Source organism: Caldimonas sp., from assembly GCF_046291045.1.
Lineage (GTDB): Bacteria > Pseudomonadota > Gammaproteobacteria > Burkholderiales > Burkholderiaceae_C > Caldimonas.
This window is the reverse complement of the sequence record NZ_JBKBSL010000002.1, coordinates 49,575-64,676: the sequence shown is the minus strand read 5'-3', so window position 1 is coordinate 64,676 and position 15,102 is coordinate 49,575. Positions and strand designations below refer to the sequence as shown.

Here is a 15,102-nt window from a genome sequence, read left to right as displayed (position 1 = left end):
GGATCTGAGCCCCCTTCATGCGCGGTGCTTCAAGTTCGTGGGGTGGATTCGGCCCGCGAGGCCTGTCCGAAGCGCCGCTCGACGTACTCCTCGACCAGGCGCTGGAAGTCCTGCGCAATGCCTTCCCCGCGCAGGGTGAGGGCTTTCTCTCCGTCGATGTAGACCGGAGCGGCTGGCGCCTCGCCAGTGCCGGGCAGACTGATCCCGATGTCGGCATGCTTGCTCTCGCCAGGCCCGTTGACGATGCACCCCATCACCGCCACTTTCATCGCCTCCACGCCCGGGTAACGAGCCTTCCACACTGGCATCTGCGAGCGCAGGTAATCGTCGATCTGTTTGGCCAGTTCCTGGAACACGGTGCTGGTGGTGCGACCGCAGCCCGGGCAGGCCGTCACGCTGGGCACGAAGACGCGCAGGCCCAGGGCCTGCAGGATCTCCATGGCCACGACCACCTCCTGGGTGCGCGCTTCACCGGGCTGCGGCGTCAGGGACACCCGGATCGTGTCGCCGATGCCTTCTTGCAGCAGCACCGACAGGGCCGCCGCCGACGCCACGGTGCCCTTGGTGCCCATGCCGGCCTCGGTGAGGCCCAGGTGCAGCGGATGGTCGCAACGGGCGGCCAGGGCCCGGTACACGCTGATCAGATCCTGGACCCCACTGACCTTGCACGACAGGATGATCTGCTCGCGGGGCATGCCCAATTCCTGCGCGCGGCGCGCCGACCCCAGGGCCGAAGCCACGAGCGCCTGGTACATCACCTGCCGTGCATCCCAGGGTTGCCGACGCCGGCCGTTGTCGTCCATCAGCTGCGCCAGCAGTTCCTGGTCGAGGCTGCCCCAGTTGACGCCAATGCGCACCGGACGGTCGTGCCGCAGGGCGACTTCGATCATCTGCGCGAACTGGCGGTCGCGCTTGTCTCCCTTGCCCACGTTGCCGGGGTTGATGCGGTACTTCGACAGGGCTTCGGCGCAGCCGGGGAACTCCGTGAGCAGTTTGTGGCCGTTGTAGTGAAAGTCCCCAACCAAAGGCACGTCGATGCCCATGCGGTCGAGTTGCTCACGGATGGCCGGCACGGCCTGCGCCGCCTCGGGGGTATTGACCGTGATGCGCACCATCTCGGAGCCGGCCAGGGCCAGTTCCTTGACTTGGATGGCCGTACCGATGACATCGACGGTGTCGGTGTTGGTCATCGACTGGACACGCACCGGCGCATCCCCGCCGACGGTGACGACCCGCGAACCCCAGACCACGCGGGCCTGCAGGGAGCGCCGCGGCGCGGCTCGTGCGGCCTCGATGGGGAATTCATGGTCGAAGGACGGCTCACTTGCGGGGCTCATCGTGCTCACCGGATGTCGAAACGGGCGACGTTCTCGCGCCGGAAGGGGGTCATGTCGAAGACCTCGCCACGCACGCGAAGTTCGGTGGCACCGGCATTGCCCACGCGCACGCGCATCGGGAACACGCCGTCCAGGGCCACTTCCTCACCGGGGGCGAGCAGCCTGGACAGCAGGGTGCGACCGCTGGCATCCTGGATCTCCACCCAGCTCTCGGCCCGAGTGCGCACCACCACCGCCGCCGTCGAAAGGGTGTCCGTCGCGGGCTGGGACGCAGCAGACGGCGCGGACGCGGGCAGCTGAGGCGCCGCATCGGCACTGGAAGCGGGTGCCTCCAGACCGGCTGCCGGCTCCACCGGCACCACCTCCACGGCCACACCAGGTGCGGCCGAAGCAGCATCGCGGCCGAGCCAGGCCTGCCAGGTGCTCGTGGGAATCCACCACAACACCATCGCGCCGGCGACCAGGAGCGCCGCCCCCCAGGCCGCCGGGCGCCGCAGCCAGCCCAGGCCGGGAAAGCCCTCGCGCGGCTGCGCCGGATCCCGGAAGGGCTGGTTCAGCCCCTGCGCCACCTCCTCGAGCTGCGACAGCGTGCCCGGCGAAGGCAGCAGGGCCAGGACCGGCACCGGATCGATCTTGAGCGAGCGGCACACGGTCTGGGCCAGGGCGCGGGCGAAGGTCGCGTCGGGCAACTCGTCCAGGCGGTCGGCCTCGAGCGCCTCGAGCTTGCGCACCGAGACCTTGATGGACGCAGCAAGCTGGGCAATGTGCACGCCCTGCGCCTGGCGCGCAGCCCGGATCATCGCGCCCGCGCTGGGCTCGGCCGAGGCCTGCGGGGATCGCTCCTCAGTCATCGAAACGCCCCCGCTCGAAGTTGGCGGCCTCGCGCGACTGGGGGAAACGCTGGCGCAGTTCACGCCCCAATTCGTTGGCGCCGCCCCGGTTGCCCAGGCGGTGTTCGATGCGCGCGGCCAGCCACAGGCTCTCGGCGTTGACCAGTTCGGGAACCGCATTGACCCGCCGTACGTAAAAGCGCGCACGCTCGTACTCGCCCTCGCGATAGAGCACCATGGCAAGGTTCATCGCGGCCACCGGATTGCCAGGGTCGAGTTCGTAGGCCCGCGCCAGCGTCTTCTCGGCCTCGGCCACCTGGCCGGCATTGGCTTGGCACACGCCCTTGGCGACCAGGGTGCGCGGGATCTCGCGATACTCCGGCATCGCCAAGACCCGGTTGAACTGCGCAAAGGCATCGGCATAGCGCCGCTGCTGGCACAGGAACCAGCCGTAGTTGTGCACCGCCCCCCCATCGCGCGGGTCGAGCTGCATGGCTCGGCGGAAGCTCTCTTCGGCCGGGGCCACTTGCCCCAGGGCGGCATGGATCAGCCCGGCCAGGTTGTGGGCATCGGCCATGTTGGGCTGCAAGGCCAGCGCCTGGCGCACTTCGTTGAGGGCCGTGGCATGCTGGCCCTGGCCGAAATAGGCCACGGCCAAGTCGAAGCGGATGCGCGCGCGGCGCTGGATCTCACTGTCGTCGAGCCGCCCGGAGGGATTGCCGCCGCCCCCGGCCGCCGGCGGTGCGGAGGCACAGCCTCCCAGCGTGAGCACCAGAGCCAGCCCCGCGGCCAGCCAGACACACATGGGGCGTTTGCACACGCTCATGAACGGGTCTCCTTCGCGGGGGTGCCTCCCGGTGCCGCTCGCGCTTGGATGCGGATGGGCTGGCGGGTCAGGCGTCGCTGGACATTGGTGCGGTCTTGCACCTCGCCGGCCAGTTGCCCACAGGCCGCGTCGATGTCGTCACCCCGGGTCTTTCGCACGGTAGTGACCAGGCCCGCGTCGGCCAGGACGCGGGCGAAGGACTGCACCCGCTCGCGCCCCGAGCGCTTCAGGCCCGAGGCCGGGAACGGGTTGAAGGGAATGAGGTTGAACTTGCAACGCACCCGATCGCGCACCAACGCCACCAACTCGCGTGCATGAGCCTCGGTGTCGTTCACGCCGTCGAGCATGCAGTACTCAAAGGTGATGAAGTCCCGGGGCGCCGCATCGAGGTAGCGCCGGCAGGCGTCGAGCAGCTCGGCCAGCGGGTACTTGCGGTTCAGGGGCACCAGCTCGTCACGCAGGGCATCGTTGGGGGCGTGCAGCGAGACGGCCAGGGCCACAGGGCAATCCTCTCGCAGACGGTCCATCATCGGCACCACACCAGAGGTGGACACCGTGACGCGCCGCCGCGACAGGCCGTAGCCATGGTCGTCGAGCATGGTGCGCAGCGCCGGCACCAGGGCGTGGTAGTTCTGTAACGGCTCACCCATGCCCATCATGACCACGTTGGTGATGGCACGTTCCCCAGCCGGCAGGCCCAGGCGCTGGCGCAGATGGTGCTCGGCAAACCACAGCTGGGCGAGGATCTCACCCGTGCCGAGATTGCGGCTGAAGCCTTGGTGGCCGGTAGAGCAGAAGCGGCAGCCCACGGCACAACCCGCCTGGGAGGACACGCACAGGGTGCCGCGATCGTCCTCAGGAATGAAGACGGCCTCGACGGCATCGCCGCCGCCCACGTCGAACAACCACTTGATGGTGCCGTCGGATGAGGCCTGCTCGGTCAGCACCGGCAGCGGCCGCACTTCTGCCGCGCCGATGAGCTTGTCGCGCAAGGACTTGGCCAGATCGCTCATCTGGGCGAAATCACGCACGCCCTTTTGGTGGATCCAGCGGAACAGCTGGACGGCGCGAAAGCGCTTCTCGCCCAGCCCTTCGCAGTAGGCAGCCAGCCCGTCGAGATCGAAATCGAGGAGGTTGACCGCCATGGGCATGCCCTGCGCGCGGTTGCGAACGTCTGCGGCCGCGTTCAGCGGCTGTAGACGTTCATGCCGGGGAAGAAGAACGCCACTTCCACGGCGGCGGTTTCAGGGGCGTCCGAGCCGTGCACCGCATTGGCGTCGATGCTTTCCGCGAAGTCGGCGCGGATGGTGCCCTTTTCGGCCTTCTTCGGGTCGGTGGCGCCCATCAGCTCGCGGTTCTTCGCGATGGCGTTCTCGCCCTCCAGAACCTGGACCATCACCGGGCCCGAGATCATGAACTCGACCAAATCCTTGAAGAAGGGACGCTCCTTGTGCACGGCGTAGAAGGCCTCGGCCTCGCCACGCGACAGATGCACCATCTTGGCCGCGACGATCTTCAGGCCAGCCGCCTCGAAGCGGCTGAGGATCTGGCCGATCACGTTCTTGGCCACGGCATCGGGTTTGATGATCGACAGGGTGCGTTCGATCGCCATGAAATTTCTCCTGAATCAAGGACTTGGCAAAACCTTGGATTGTAACTCTTGCAGTGCTTCCACTGATACGGCGAGGCCATACGCCGGGCCTCAGCGCCCGCGCCCGCCACGCTTGCCACCGCCGGGGCCGGCCTTGTGACGGCCGCCCTTGCCGCGTCCGAGGTAGGCATCGGCGCCGATGTAGCCCACGCTGGTCTGCATGGGGTCGGGCTGGCGCGGGGCGCCCTGACGGGCCTTGGTCGATTGCGCGAAGCGCTTGTCGTAGGTCTGCTCCAGCGGATCAGGCATGCCCGGGCGCCCCCCGCCGGGACGCCCGCCCGCGCCACCGCCGCCACGCCGTTTGCCGGGCTTGCCGTTCTTCCCGCCGCCGGACGCCGAGCCCCGCGGCTGGTCGGTCCCGGTCAGGCGGCGGATCGTGCGCACGTCCTGGTCGCCGAGTTCCACCCACACCCCGCGTTTGAGCCCGCGGGGCAGCACGATGTGGCCGTAGCGGATGCGGATCAGACGGCTGACCGTCAAGCCCACGGCGTCGAACAACTTGCGCACCTCCCGGTTGCGGCCTTCGGTGATGACGACGCGGTACCAGCGGTTGACCCCCTCGCCGCCGCCGTCTTCGATGGATTTGAAACTGGCGAGCTGGCCGTCGATCTTCACGCCCTCGAGCAGTTTCTGGCGCGCTTCGGGCTCGAGCGTGCCCAGCACACGCACGGCGTACTCGCGTTCGATGCCGAAGCGCGGGTGCATGAGCTGGTTGGCCAGTTCCCCCGAGCTGGTGAACAGCAGCAGGCCTTCGGTGTTGAGGTCCAGCCGCCCCACCGACTGCCACTTGCCCTGTTTGAGCTTGGGCAGGCGACGAAATACCGTGGGACGGTTCTGCGGGTCGTCGTGGGTGACCACCTCGCCCGCCGGCTTGTGGTAGGCGAGCACCCGCGGGGCCGGCGGCGCGATCTGCACCTTGATGGGCTTGCCGTTGACGCGCACCTGGTCGCCGTAGGAGATGCGTTGGCCGATGTGAGCCGGCTCGCCGTTGACCGAGATGCGGCCTTCCAGAATGAGCTGCTCCATGTCGCGGCGCGAGCCAATACCGGCCTGGGCCAACACCTTGTGCAGCTTGGGCGCATCGGGCTCGGGCGCCAGCACGCGTTTGGCCGCCGTCTCGAGCTCCAGAGGCTCTTCGTCGCCCTCGGCCTCGTCATAGCGGCCTGCAACGACGTCGGCAAAACGCTCGGCGACTTCGCGCTGGGCGTCCTGACCGGGCGCCTTGCCAGGCTCGGACGGCTTGCGAGCCTCAGCCGAGGCCGCGGGCACCCCTTCGCCCGCGCGCTCTGCCCCGCGACGGCCGCGCCGGTTGCGGCGACGGCGGCCACCACCTTCTGGCCGCCCCTCGGGATCCTCGGACGGCCGGCCGACCACCTCCCGTGCCGCCGGCTCGGGGTCATGGGAGGTCGAGCCGGAAGCGGGCGCTGGGTCGTCAGGCGCGACGGGCCGGGCCGGGTCAGGCGCGCCCGGCAGCCCTTCGGCCGAGGGCGGGGCACTTTTGCGCCGGCGGGTCGGCCTGGGCGCCGGCTCCGAGGTCTCGGCCACATCGGGCAAACCGCTTTCAGCGGCCGCACCGCCCGTCTCGACGGACACCTCGGTCTTGGGTTTGCGGGGGCTACGCCGCTTGGGCTTGCCGGTGGTCACGGGGGCCGGCGCCGAGGCATCGGCCGGCACGGCCGGGGCAGACTCGGGCGACGGGGTTTCGGTGGCTTCAGGGTTCATGGCGCGACAGAGATTCAGCGTCGGGTTCGGAATCAGACTCAGCCGGAGCCGAGGCCAGGATGTCGTCTGGGCGCTCCCAGGAAGTGCCCGACTCTTGCCCGGCCGCCCCCGGGAGGAAGGCTTCGTGCATCAGGACTTCGGCCGCGTCCTTCTGAGCGTGCGCGACCGGGTCGGCTGCATCGGTCCGCACGGGCGCGTCAGTCTGCGCGGCCGGTGCCGATGGCGAGGGCGGTGGCGCCGGCTCGATCGAGGCAAATTCTGCCGTGGGGTCGCCCCCCGCGGCAGCGGCTTCGATCGCCTCGAGCAGTGAGGACTGCTGGGGCCGCTCCTCGCCTCCCGCAGCGCTCGGTGAGGCGCCGTCGAGTGCAGGCAACTGGTCCAGCGAGGACAGTCCCAGATCGTCGAGGAACTGTTTGGTGGTAGCGTACAACGCGGGTCGGCCGGGCGCGTCGCGGTAGCCGATGGTGTCGATCCAGCCGCGATCCTCGAGCTGCTTGATGATCTGGCTGCTGACTGTTACGCCCCGGATGTCCTCGATGTCGCCGCGCGTGACCGGCTGGCGGTAGGCGATGATCGCCAGCGTCTCCATCGTCGCGCGAGAGTATTTGGGCGGCTTCTCAGGGTTCAGACGGTCCAGGTACTCGCGCATCTCGGGCCGGCTCTGGAAGCGCCAGCCCGTGGACACCGCCACCAACTCCACGCCGCGGCCTTCCCAGTCGCGCGCCAGTTCGTCGAGCAGCATGCGCAGGGTGTCGGGGCCGAGCTCGTCGTTGAAGAGCGCACGCATGTCGCGCAGCGGCAGAGGCTGGTGCGCGCAGATCAGCGCGGTCTCGAGGACGCGCTTTGCATCCTGTGTGTTCATTGGCCGTTTGTCGTCCTCGTCCGGGACCGGGCGGTCTGTCTGCATGGGGCAGGCCGGCAGTGCCATCTCGCCGCGACGCTGCGGATTCAGCCATGCATGTGATCGCCGCGGGGATCGCCACGCCGGGTGCGCGGCCGCCCTCCTCGCCCGGCACAGCCCCCTGGAGGAGGCTCCGGGGCGGCGGGCAGCGGTATGTGCGTCGAACTATTGTAGCCCGGTGAGCGGCCCGTTCCGTGGCCCGCCTGCCACGCTGTGCCAAGCCTGGGCGAAATCATCTGGCGCGGGCGCCTCGAAGGCCAGCGGTCGGGCCAGCACGGGGTGGTCCAAGCACAGGCGCCAGGCGTGCAGGGCCTGGCGTCGCAGGCCCAGGGCCTCATGCCCCCCGTACAGGCTGTCAGCGACCAGCGGAAACCCCCGAAAGGCCAGGTGCACCCGGATCTGATGGGTGCGGCCGGTGTGCAGCGTGCAGCGCACCGCCGAACAGCCCGCCCTCACGGCCACCAGGGCCACGTCGGTGCGCGCAGGCCGCCCTCCGGCCACCACCGCCATGCGCACGCGCGAGCGTGGGTCGCGCGCGATCGGCGCGTCGATGGTGGCCAGCGCCTGCGGCTGCCGGATCTCGCCATGCACCAGCGCGAGGTATTCGCGATGGACGTTGCGCGCAGCGATGGCCCGCGTGAGCGCCGTCACGGCCTCCAGGGTCTTGCCTACCACGAGCAGGCCACTGGTGTCCTTGTCCAAGCGGTGCACGATGCCCGCGCGCGGCAGAGCCGACGCCCCCTGATGGTGGGCCAGCAAGGCATTGAGCAGCGTGCCAGACCAATGGCCCGCCGCCGGGTGCACGACCAGGCCGGCGGGCTTGTCGATGACCAGCAGGTGCTCGTCCTCGTAGACGACGGACAGGGCAATGGCCTCGGGCCGGAAGGCCTGACTCTGCGGCGTGGGGCGCAGCTCGAGCCGCAGCCGCTGGCCGGCCTTGAGCTTGCGGCTGGGCTGGCGCGCGGGCTGCCCGTCGAGCTGCACCGCCCCCTGTTCTACCAACTGCTGCAGCCAGGTGCGCGAGAACTCCGGCGCCAAGGCCACGAGCAGCCTGTCCAGCCGCTGGCCATGGGCGGCGGCGTCGATCGAGGTCTCGCGGATCTCGATCCGCTCGTCGTCGTGCAGCTCGTCTGGGAGTTCTGCCGGGCCCGTCTCGCGCGAGCGCTCGGCACAGGCGTCCGTCTCGGGCGGGGGGATGGCATGCGCCATATAGAATCCGTGCCTTGTCTGGATTAGGAAGGGGCGCGGGCTTGCGGCCTGCGCCGGATGGAACCGGGATGCACACTCACTTTGCCTCGTTGGCCCGGCGCTGCGCGCTGGCTTTTGCCGGTGCAGCCCTGCTGGCAGCTTGCAGCTCGACCCCAAAGGACGAGACGGCCGGCATGAGCGTTGAGCGAGTGTACTCAGAGGCTCGGGCCGATGCCGCCTCCGGCAATTACGAGCGAGCGATCCGCTTGTACGAACGCCTCGAAGGACGCGCCGCAGGCACTGTGCTGGCCCAACAAGCCCTGCTCGAGCTGGCCCACACCTACTACCGCAGCGGCGAACGTGCCCAGGCCTTGGCCACGATCGAGCGTTTCATGAAACTCTACCCGGCCAGCCCGGCGTCGGACTATGCCCTCTACCTCAAGGGGCTGATCAACTTCAACGACAACCTCGGCCTGTTCGGCCGCTTCTCGCGGCAGAGCCTGTCCGAGCGCGACCAGCAGGCCTCGAAGGAGGCCTACCAGGCCTTGCGCCAACTCGTCGAGCTTTATCCCGAGTCGGTCTACGCCGCCGATGCCCAGGCCCGCATGAACTTCATCGTGAATTCGCTCGCCCAGTATGAGGTGCATGTCGCGCGGTACTACTTCCGCCGCGGCGCCTATCTGGCCGCGGCCAACCGCGCGCAGATCGCGGTGCGCGAGTATCAGCAGTCGCCCGCGGTCGAGGAGGCCCTGCACCTGATGGCGCAAAGCTACGATCGCCTGGGCTTGCCCGAGCTGCGCGATGATGCGCTGCGCGTGCTGCAGCGCAACTTCCCGCAGAGCATCTATCTGGGCCAGGCCGGTACCCGCCGCCTGAACTGAGCCCCGCCATGCCGGCCCCGGCGCACAGTCTCAGCCGGCCGGGGCCGAAGCGGCCAGCTCCGTCAGCCAGGCCAGGGCATCGTCTTCGCTGTCCAGCCAGCGCATCGGCGGCAGGGCCGAACGCAGCCGGCGGCCGTAGGCCATGGTGGACAGGCGCGGATCACACACGACCAGCAGACCCCGGTCGCTTTCGGTGCGGATCAGGCGGCCCGCCCCCTGCTTGAGCGCCACAGCCGCCTCGGCCACGAACAGATCGTTGAAGGCACTGCGGCCTTCGGCCTCGAGGCGGCGCACCCGGGCCTCGATGAGGGGATCGTTCGGCGGCGGAAATGGAAGCTTGTCGATCACCACGCATTGCAAGGCGTCGCCAGGTACGTCGATGCCTTCCCAGAAGCTCTGGGATCCGACCAGCACGGATCGTGGACGGGCCAGGAAGTCCTGGATGAGCTGGCGCTTGGGAGCGTCACCCTGGCGCAACACGGTGATGGCCCGGTTCTCGGCTTCGAACCGCGCACGCAGTGCCTCGGCGATCGGCTGCAGGGCCTTGAGGGTGGTCGTCAGCACGAAGCTGCGCCCGCCGAGGGCAGCGGCGAGCCGTCCGGCCAGTGCGGCCACAGCCGCCGGATGCCCCGGCTCGTTGGGCCGGGGAAAGCGGCGCGGCACGTAGACGCAGGCATGGGACGGGTAGTCGAAGGGACTGCCCACGCGCAGCACGGTCGCCTCCTCCAGGCCGGCCGGTTCGGTGAACCAGCTCAGCCGCTCGTCGTCGCCCAGCGTGGCCGAGGTGAAGATCCAGGCCTTGGGCGAGGAGGCGAGTTGCTCGCGCATGGTCTCGCGGATGTCGAGCGGCGACTCCACCAGCCGCACCTGCTGGGCGCCGAGGTCGATCCAGCGCACGCGCCCGGTCGGTGCAGGCTGTGCAAAAGCCTGCGCACGCTCGGCAAGGAGATCCAGCCGCTCGGCCAGTCGTGTGAAGTCCGGCGCCGCAGCGGCCACCGCCAGCACCGCCTCGTGGCCGGCGTGGGCCGCCTGCGCCAGGCCGTACAGGGCCCCGGTGAAGGCGTCGCGCCCGGCCCGCTCCTGCCAGCGCAGCTTGACGGGGCCCCGCAGATCGTGCAGAGGCCCGGCGGCGGCCAGCCGCAATTCGCGCGCTGCACGCTCGATCCCGCCCGCCAGGGTGTGCCAGTCGCGCAGGCCGCGCGCATGCTGCAAGCCGGCGGCCAGCAGGTCGCGGGCCAGGTCGATGAGCGCTCCCGTGCCCAGGGTGATCCCGAGGAACTGCACACCGGCCTCGCCCAACTGATGGGCCTCATCGAAGACCACGACATCCACCGTCGGCAGGAGTTCGGCCATGCCCGTCTCACGCAGGGCCAGGTCGGCAAAGAACAGATGGTGGTTGACGACCACCACGTCCGCAGCCATGGCCTGGCGGCGCGCATTCATCACATGGCAGCTTCGGTAGCTCGGGCAATCGCTGCCCAGACAGTTGTCGCGGGTGGAGGTGACCAGGGGAATCACCGACGACCGATCGTCCAGCCCGGGCAGTTCAGCCAGGTCGCCGGTGGACGAGCCCTGGGCCCACTGCTCGATGCGCGCCAGGGTGCGTACCGCGCCGCGGTCGGGCAATTGGGCGGTGTGCCGGGCCTGCTGCAGCCGATGCAGGCACAGGTAGCTGCCCCGGCCTTTGAGCAGCGCCGTGCGCAGCGGCAAACCGAGGGCGTCGCGCACATGGGGCAGGTCGCGCAGGAAGAGCTGATCCTGCAGGCTCTTGGTGGCCGTGCTCACCAGCACCCGTCCGCCGCTCAGCAAGGCGGGCACCAGGTAGGCATAGGTCTTGCCTACCCCGGTGCCGGCCTCAGCCACCAGAACCCGGCGGTGCGAGACGGCCTCAGCGATGGCCGCGGCCAGTTGCGTCTGGATTTCTCGTTCGCGATAGCGAACATCGGCGCGGGCCAGCGGCCCCTGGGGCCCGAAGGCCTCACGGGTGGCAATGACGAGCGCATCCTCGGAGGGCGCACCGGATAGGCTCATCGCCACCCTTCCCGGGGGATGCCCCGATGCGCCCTCCACGGCTCAGGCCGGTTCCCGCGGGTCGAGTTCAGCCTCGAGGCGGGCAATCTGGTCGCGCAGCAAGAGCCGGCGTTTCTTGAGGCGTCGCAGCGCGAGTTCGTCACGGGGGGTCTGGAATTCGGCGCCGTCGATGAGGCTGTCGAGGTCGGCATGCTCCATGCGCAACTCGATCAGCCGACGCTGAGGCGAGTGCAGGTTTTCATCCATGGCTCATCACCGGTCAAATTTCTCGGCGCAACGCGAGATGCCTGGATTATAGTTTTGGTCTATCCACGCCCTTTTCCCATGAGCACATCTTCCAAGGGATACCGCCTGAGCGCGGCCACCGGCATCCACCGGGGAGACCGCATGTACCAGCAGGATCAGGTGGACATCCTGGTCCACGCACGTGTACCCGGCTGCGTGCTGGCGGTGGTGGCCGATGGCATGGGGGGCAAGAGCGGCGGCCGCAAGGCCTCCGATCAAGTCATCCTCACCGCCCGGCAGCTCTTCGACCGCTATTCGCCCACGACGGAGGACGCGCGTGACGTGCTCAAGCAGCTCGTGCTGGAATCCCACCTGATGATCAAGCTCACAGCCATCACGGCCGAAGAGGAGCCGCACAGCACGGTGGCCGCTTTCCTCGTGAGCCCGAACCGCGAGTGCGACGTGATCCATGCCGGCGATTCGCGCGTCTACCACTTCCGAGGGGCGGACATGGTCAGCCGCACCAAGGATCATTCCTACGTGCAGCGCCTGGTCGACGAGGGGCAGATCACCGAGGAAGAGGCCAACACCCACCCGCAGTCGAACCTGCTCACGGGCTGCCTGGGCACCTTCCAAGACCCGCCCATCACGCTGCACCACATCGACCGGCTCGAGATCGGCGATTCACTGCTGGCTTGCAGCGACGGACTGTGGCATTACTTCACTCCGCGTGAGCTCGGGGCCATCGTCAACACCCTGCCCCCGCGCGAGGCCAGCGAGATGTTGGTGAGCAAGGCTCGACAGCGCGCCCGTGGCGGCGGGGACAACCTCTCGCTGGCGCTGGTACGCGTAGATCTGCTGACCTGAGACGCACAGTGCCCGCTCGCACGGCTGCGCCGTCGCAGGTTCAGGTCAGGCGCGTGTCGACCTCGCGCCGCTGCTGCGACAGGAATTCGCGGGACTGCATCTCGTTCAGCCGCGAGACCGTACGCGGGAACTCGTGCGCCAGCGGGCCTTCGGTGTAAAGTTGTTCCGGCGGCACCTCGGCTGACATGATCAGTTTCACCCGGCGGTCGTAGAGCACGTCCACCAGCCAGGTGAAACGCCGGGCTTCCGAGGCCATGCGCACCGGCATGTGCGGCACATTGGACAGCAGCACGGTATGGAACTGCGTGGCCAGCTCCAGGTAGTCGTTCTGTGAACGCGGGCCGCCGCACAGCTCCTGGAAGTCGAACCACACCACCCCACCGGCGCGCCGTCGCGCGCGGATCTCGCGCTGCTCGATGTGCAAAATGGGGCTCTCGTCGCGCGCCTCGGCCAACTCCTCGAAGGCCTGGGCCATCTGCGCATCGGCCTGCTCCCCCAGCGGGCAGTGGTAGAGCTTGACATGCTCCAGCGTACGTTGCCGGTAGTCGGTGCCGTTGTCGACGTTGATGACCTCGAGATGCTGTTTGAGCAACTCGATGGCCGGCAGAATGCGGTCGCGATGCAGCCCGTTGGGGTAGAGCCCATCGGGGTGGAAGTTCGAGGTGGTGACGATGCTGACGCGGTGCTTGAAGAGCGCTTCGAGCAGGCGATGCAGGATCATCGCATCGGTCACGTCAGCCACATGGAACTCGTCGAAGCAGATCAGGCGGTGGCGCCGGGCGATGCGGCGCCCCAGTTCGTCCAGCGGGTTGACCGTGCCCTTGAGGTCTTGCAGTTCGCGGTGCACCTCACGCATGAACTCGTGGAAGTGCAGCCGGGTCTTGCGCGTCAGCGGCACGGCCTGGAAAAAGCAGTCCATCAGGAAGCTCTTGCCCCGCCCCACCCCGCCGTACATGTACACGCCCCGTGGAATGGGGGGATGACGCAGCAATTTGGTCAGGGCGTTCGAGCGTCGGGCCTTGTAGTCTGCCCATTCGTCTTGACAGCGCTGCAAGGCGGCCACGGCGCGCAACTGCGCCGGGTCGCTGCGGTAGCCGCGCGCCTTCAGAGTGTCTTCGTACAACTGGGTGACGCTCGTCATGGCGGTCCTGCGTGTTCAAGAAAAAGGGCGACGTTGACGTCGCCCCGGTCCATGCCTGTGCTTCGATGTCAGAAGTTCAGGGTGCGCTTGTCCACCGCGAGGGCCGCCTCCTTCGTGGCCTCGGACAACGTGGGATGCGCATGGCAGATGCGGGCGATGTCCTCGGCGCTGGCCTTGAACTCCATCGCCACCACGGCTTCGGCGATCAGTTCAGAGGCGAACGGACCGACGATGTGCACGCCCAGGATCTCGTCCGTCTTGGCGTCGGCGAGGAACTTGACCATGCCGGTGGTGTCGCCCAGGGCCCGCGCGCGGCCGTTGGCCATGAAGGGGAAGGTGCCGGCCTTGTAGGCTCGGCCGGCGGCCTTGAGCTGCTGCTCGGTCTGGCCCACCCAGGCGATCTCGGGGCTGGTGTAGATGACCCAGGGAATGGTGTTGAAGTTGACGTGCCCATGCTGGCCGGCGATGCGTTCGGCCACGGCCACGCCCTCTTCCTCGGCCTTGTGCGCCAGCATGGGGCCGCGCACCACGTCGCCCACCGCCCAGACGTTGGGCAGGTTGGTGCGGCACTCGTCGTCCACCACGATGGCTCCACGCTCGTCGAGTTTCAGCCCCACGGCCTCAGGGTTGAGTCCTGTGGTGTTGGGCACCCGACCGATCGAGACGATGAGCTTGTCCACCTGCAACACCTGGGCCTGGCCCTTGGCATCGGTGTAGGCGACGCTCACACCCTTCTTGCCGGCCTGGACCTCGCCGATCTTCACGCCCAGCTCGATCTTCAGCCCTTGCTTGTCGAAGGCCTTGCGGGCTTCCTTGGCGATCTGTTCGTCAGCGGCCCCCAGGAAGGTGGGCAGGGCTTCGAGGATGGTCACCTGGGCGCCGAGGCGGCGCCACACCGAGCCCATCTCCAGGCCGATCACTCCGGCACCGATGACGCCCAGCGTCTTGGGCACCGCCGGAATGCGCAGCGCACCGTCGTTGGAGAGGATGGCTTCCTCATCGAAGGCCGCCCCGGGCAGCGCGCGGGCGCTGGAGCCGGTGGCCACGATGACGTGCTTGCCGGTGAGCGTCTCGGGCTTCTCGCCGGTCACCTGGATCTCGTAGCCGCCTTCGACGGCCTTGGTGAAGGCCCCACGCCCGTGGAAGAAGCTGACCTTGTTCTTCTTGAACAGGTAGAGGATGCCGTCGTTGTTTTGCTTCACGACGTTGTCCTTGCGCGCCAGCATCTTCGCCACGTCGATGCTGAGGTTGCTCAGCCCGATGCCGTGGTCGGCGAAGTGGTGCGCCGCGTGCTCGTAGTGCTCGGACGACTGCAGCAGAGCCTTGGAGGGGATGCAGCCGACGTTGGTGCAGGTGCCGCCCGGAGCCGGACCGCCCTTGCCGTTCTTCCACTCGTCGATACAGGCCACCTTGAAGCCCAGTTGAGCCGCCCGGATGGCGGCGATATAGCCGCCAGGGCCGGCGCCGATGACGATGACGTCGAAGGATTGGCTCATCGTCGC

General features: G+C 68.6%; 14 protein-coding genes. 2 read left to right on the top strand and 12 right to left on the bottom strand.

Annotation, left to right across the window (positions count from 1 at the left end; translation table 11 throughout):
- Positions 1-29: 29 nt before the first annotated feature.
- The 8 genes from ispG to ACK4ZD_RS01190 all read right to left on the bottom strand — a co-directional run bounded on the left by ispG (position 30) and on the right by ACK4ZD_RS01190 (position 8,476).
- Positions 30-1,337 carry a flavodoxin-dependent (E)-4-hydroxy-3-methylbut-2-enyl-diphosphate synthase gene (gene ispG / locus ACK4ZD_RS01225; RefSeq protein ID WP_409657600.1) on the bottom strand — a complete coding sequence of 436 codons (1,308 nt, stop codon included), beginning with the start codon at positions 1,335-1,337 and terminating at the stop codon, positions 30-32.
- Between the two features lie 5 nt (positions 1,338-1,342).
- A complete protein-coding gene (locus tag ACK4ZD_RS01220) occupies positions 1,343-2,188 on the bottom strand; it encodes a helix-turn-helix domain-containing protein (protein ID WP_409657597.1) in 846 nt (281 codons plus the stop codon).
- The gene (gene pilW, locus ACK4ZD_RS01215) at positions 2,181-2,993 is read right to left on the bottom strand and encodes a type IV pilus biogenesis/stability protein PilW (protein ID WP_409657594.1); all 813 of its coding nucleotides are present in this window, start codon (positions 2,991-2,993) and stop codon (positions 2,181-2,183) included. Before pilW ends, ACK4ZD_RS01220 begins: the two co-directional genes overlap by 8 nt.
- Positions 2,990-4,138 (bottom strand): 23S rRNA (adenine(2503)-C(2))-methyltransferase RlmN, encoded by a 1,149-nt coding sequence (gene rlmN, locus ACK4ZD_RS01210; protein WP_409657591.1) that lies wholly within the window; start codon positions 4,136-4,138, stop codon positions 2,990-2,992. Before rlmN ends, pilW begins: the two co-directional genes overlap by 4 nt.
- 41 nt (positions 4,139-4,179) lie before the next feature.
- Entirely contained in the window at positions 4,180-4,605 is a 426-nt protein-coding gene (gene ndk / locus ACK4ZD_RS01205) for a nucleoside-diphosphate kinase (RefSeq protein ID WP_409657588.1), read from the bottom strand.
- A 90-nt stretch (positions 4,606-4,695) separates the two neighbouring features.
- Positions 4,696-6,366: a pseudouridine synthase gene (locus ACK4ZD_RS01200; RefSeq protein ID WP_409657585.1), complete on the bottom strand. Its 1,671-nt coding sequence runs from the start codon at positions 6,364-6,366 to the stop codon at positions 4,696-4,698.
- Positions 6,356-7,228 (bottom strand): SMC-Scp complex subunit ScpB, encoded by an 873-nt coding sequence (gene scpB, locus ACK4ZD_RS01195; protein ID WP_409657582.1) that lies wholly within the window; start codon positions 7,226-7,228, stop codon positions 6,356-6,358. Before scpB ends, ACK4ZD_RS01200 begins: the two co-directional genes overlap by 11 nt.
- A 204-nt stretch (positions 7,229-7,432) precedes the next feature.
- Positions 7,433-8,476, bottom strand: a complete 1,044-nt coding sequence (locus ACK4ZD_RS01190; RefSeq protein WP_409657579.1) for an RluA family pseudouridine synthase — start codon at positions 8,474-8,476, stop codon at positions 7,433-7,435.
- 68 nt (positions 8,477-8,544) lie between these two features.
- Between ACK4ZD_RS01190 and ACK4ZD_RS01185 the strand changes: the two genes are divergently transcribed.
- Entirely contained in the window at positions 8,545-9,336 is a 792-nt protein-coding gene (locus ACK4ZD_RS01185) for an outer membrane protein assembly factor BamD (RefSeq protein WP_409657575.1), read from the top strand.
- A gap of 30 nt (positions 9,337-9,366) precedes the next feature.
- Here ACK4ZD_RS01185 and ACK4ZD_RS01180 read toward each other — a convergent pair whose 3' ends face one another.
- Together ACK4ZD_RS01180 and ACK4ZD_RS01175 are read right to left on the bottom strand one after the other, a co-directional pair.
- On the bottom strand, positions 9,367-11,367 hold the full coding sequence (locus tag ACK4ZD_RS01180; protein WP_409657572.1) for an ATP-dependent DNA helicase: 2,001 nt from the start codon (positions 11,365-11,367) through the stop codon (positions 9,367-9,369).
- Positions 11,368-11,409: 42 nt separating this feature from the next.
- A complete protein-coding gene (locus tag ACK4ZD_RS01175; protein WP_409657569.1) occupies positions 11,410-11,613 on the bottom strand; it encodes a DUF465 domain-containing protein in 204 nt (67 codons plus the stop codon).
- Between the two features lie 78 nt (positions 11,614-11,691).
- On the opposite strand from ACK4ZD_RS01175, the gene ACK4ZD_RS01170 reads away from it, so the two are divergent.
- Positions 11,692-12,459 (top strand): PP2C family protein-serine/threonine phosphatase, encoded by a 768-nt coding sequence (locus ACK4ZD_RS01170; RefSeq protein WP_409657566.1) that lies wholly within the window; start codon positions 11,692-11,694, stop codon positions 12,457-12,459.
- 40 nt (positions 12,460-12,499) lie between these two features.
- On the opposite strand, the gene zapE is transcribed toward ACK4ZD_RS01170, so the two are convergent.
- Both zapE and lpdA read right to left on the bottom strand, forming a co-directional pair.
- Complete coding sequence (gene zapE, locus ACK4ZD_RS01165) at positions 12,500-13,600, bottom strand: cell division protein ZapE (RefSeq protein ID WP_409657563.1); 1,101 nt, start codon at positions 13,598-13,600, stop codon at positions 12,500-12,502.
- Between the two features lie 68 nt (positions 13,601-13,668).
- A complete protein-coding gene (gene lpdA, locus ACK4ZD_RS01160; RefSeq protein WP_409657560.1) occupies positions 13,669-15,096 on the bottom strand; it encodes a dihydrolipoyl dehydrogenase in 1,428 nt (475 codons plus the stop codon).
- Between the last annotated feature and the right edge of the window lie 6 nt (positions 15,097-15,102).